Annotated in this window: 1 protein-coding gene; it reads left to right on the top strand. The window is 72.4% G+C overall.

Annotated elements, in window-relative coordinates:
* The first annotated feature begins 345 nt into the window (after window positions 1-345).
* A complete protein-coding gene (locus tag SSOG_RS01480; protein ID WP_078510562.1) occupies window positions 346-2,976 on the top strand; it encodes a SpoIIE family protein phosphatase in 2,631 nt (876 codons plus the stop codon).
* Window positions 2,977-2,997: the final 21 nt, after the last annotated feature.

Genomic DNA, 2,997 nt, shown 5'->3' with positions numbered 1-2,997 from the left:
CAAGTGGTGCGGATGCCCGGACGGGATACACGGGAAACGACGACCCGGCGGCAGGGTCCTTCCCCTCCCTCCCGGCTTCTGAACCCGCCTCCCGAACCCCCTACACAAAGCCACCGACGCCCACCGGTGGGTGACTGGAACGTATCAACCGCCCGGTCGCGGGTACTGTGTCATCCCAGCTGCTCACGTCCTGGCGCCGTGAGGTGTTAGGAATAGGGGGTGATCGGATTTTTCGGTCGATCGAAGCTCTCCCCGCCTGTCCGGTCGCGGGGTCGCTTGCGCTCCCTGCTGGGCGTGCGCAGCATCGCCGGGCAGGTGTTTGCCGTACAGGCGATCGTTGTCGTCATGCTCATTGCCGTGGCGACGCTGGCGCTCGTACTCCAGGCGCGGAACGACAGCGAGCAGGAGGCCATCAACCGGTCCACCGCCGTGGCCCAGGCCTTCGCCGGCTCTCCGGGCACCGCGGAGGCCATGACGTCCCGCCACCCGACCACCGTGCTCCAGCCGCGGGCCGAGCAGGTCCGTAAGCGGGCGGGCCTGGACTTCGTCGTCGCGGCGAACCCCAAGGGCGTCCGCTATACCCACCCGCTGCCGCAGCAGATCGGCCATCAGCTCGTCGCCGACTACAAGCCCGCGCTGCGCGGCAAGGTCGTCACGGAGACGGTGCAGGGCCCCCTCGGCAAGGAAGTGCAGGCCACGGTCCCGATCCGGAACGCCCACGGGACGGTCGTCGGCGTGATCTGCGCCGGGATGACCGCCCAGGACGTCAGCGGCCGGGTCACCCGCCAGCTGCCGCTGGTCCTCGGCGCGGCCGGGGGCGCGCTCGCCCTCGCCACCGCCGGTACCGCGCTGGTGGGCCGCCGGCTGCGGCGCCAGACCCACGGCCTGGGCCCGGCCCAGATGACCCGTATGTACGAGCACCACGACGCGGTGTTGCACTCCGTCCGCGAGGGTGTGCTCATCGTCGACGGTGAGGGCAATCTCGTCCTCGTCAACGACGAGGCGCGCCGACTGCTCGACCTCCCCCCGGACGCCGAGGGCCGCCACGTCCGCGAACTCGGGCTCGAACCGCGCACCGCCGAGCTGCTGTCCTCCGGCCGGGTCGCCACCGACGAGGTGCATCTCGCGGGGGACCGGCTGCTGGCCGTCAACCAGCGCTCCACCCAGTGGAACGGCGGCGCGCCCGGCAGCGTCGCCACCCTCCGGGACACCACCGAACTGCGCGCGCTGTCCGGCCAGGCCGAGGTGGCGGAGAAGCGGCTGCGGCTGCTGTACGACTCGGGCGCGAAGATCGGCACTACCCTCGACGTCTCCCGTACCACCGAGGAGCTGACCCGGTTCGCGGTGCCGTGGTTTGCCGACTTCGCCACCGTCGACCTGGTGGAACCGGTGCTGCGCGGCGACGAGCCGTCCGGCGACGCCATGTGCCGTACGGCCACCTTCGGCATCCGCGACGACCACCCGCTGTGGCGGGTCGGCAAGCGGACGACCTACGTGCGCGGCGCACCGCAGGCGCTCGGCTTCGGTGCCGGGCGGCCGGTGCTCGACGCCGACATCCGGGACTTCGCCGGATGGCAGGAGCAGGACCCCGAGCAGGCCGTCCGGATCGTCGAGTACGGCATCCACTCGATGATCACCATTCCGCTGCGCGCCCGCGACGTCACCCTGGGCATCGCCACCTTCTGGCGTTCGGAGAAGTCCGAGCCGTTCGACCAGGAGGACGTGGCCCTCACCGAGGAGCTGGTCGCCCGCGCCGCCGTCGCCATCGACAACGCCCGCCGCTACACCCGCGAGCACTCCATGGCCGTCACCCTCCAGCGCAGTCTGCTGCCGCAGGGCCTGCCCGAACAGGACGCGCTGGAGGTGGCGCACCGCTATCTGCCCGCCCAGGCCGGTGTCGGCGGCGACTGGTTCGACGTCATCCCGCTGCCCGGCGCCCGGGTCGCCCTCGTCGTCGGTGACGTCGTCGGCCACGGGCTGCACGCCGCCGCCACCATGGGGCGGCTGCGTACCGCCGTGCACAACTTCTCCGCCCTGGACCTGCCGCCGGACGAGATCCTCACCCATCTCGACGAGCTGGTCACCCGCTTCGACCAGGACCAGGTCGCCGCGGACACCGACGCCGCGCCGATCAGCGGGGCCACCTGTCTGTACGCGATCTACGACCCGGTCACCGGCCGCTGCACCATGGCCCGGGCGGGCCATCCGGGCCCCGCCCTGATGTATCCCGACGGCACCGTCACCTTCCCCGAGGTGCCCCTCGCCCCGCCGCTCGGCCTCGGCGGCGAACCCGTCGAGACGACCGAACTGCTGCTGCCCGAGGGCAGCCGACTCGCCCTGTACACCGACGGTCTGGTCGAGGACCGCGACCGCGACCGGGACACCGGCCTGCGGCTGCTGCGCAGCACCCTGGCGGGCCATCCCGGGCGCGGCCCCGAGGAGATCTGTCAGGCCGTCTTCGACGCGATGGCCTCCTCGCACCCGAGGGACGACATCGCCCTCCTGGTCGCCCGCACCCATCTCCTGGACCCCGACTCCGTCGCCGAGTGGGACGTTCCCTCCGACCCCGCCGCCGTGGCCGGAATCCGCTCCGAGGCCGCCCGGCGGCTGGCCGGGTGGGGCCTGGAGGAGAGCGGCTTCACCACCGAACTCATCCTCAGCGAGCTGATCACCAACGCCATCCGCTACGGCTCCGGCCCCATCCATGTGCGCCTCGTCCGCGACCGCAGCCTCATCTGCGAGGTCGCCGACGGCAGCAGCACCTCCCCGCATCTGCGCCGCGCCGCCTCCACGGACGAGGGGGGCCGGGGCCTGTTCCTGGTGGCCCAGTTCGCCCAGCGCTGGGGCACTCGCTACACCCCCACCGGCAAGATCATCTGGGCTGAGCAGCCCCTCGGCGCCGCCACCCCCGGCCCCGAGCCCACCGAGGAGGACCTGCTCGCCCAGTGGGGCGACCTGGACGACGTCTCGATGTAGCCCCGCCCAGCTCCGGGCGGC

Origin of the sequence: Streptomyces himastatinicus ATCC 53653 (assembly GCF_000158915.1) — a bacterium.
Taxonomy (GTDB): Bacteria; Actinomycetota; Actinomycetes; order Streptomycetales; family Streptomycetaceae; genus Streptomyces; species Streptomyces himastatinicus.
Note: the sequence above shows the minus strand (reverse complement) of the source record. Positions and strands in the feature narration are given on the sequence as shown.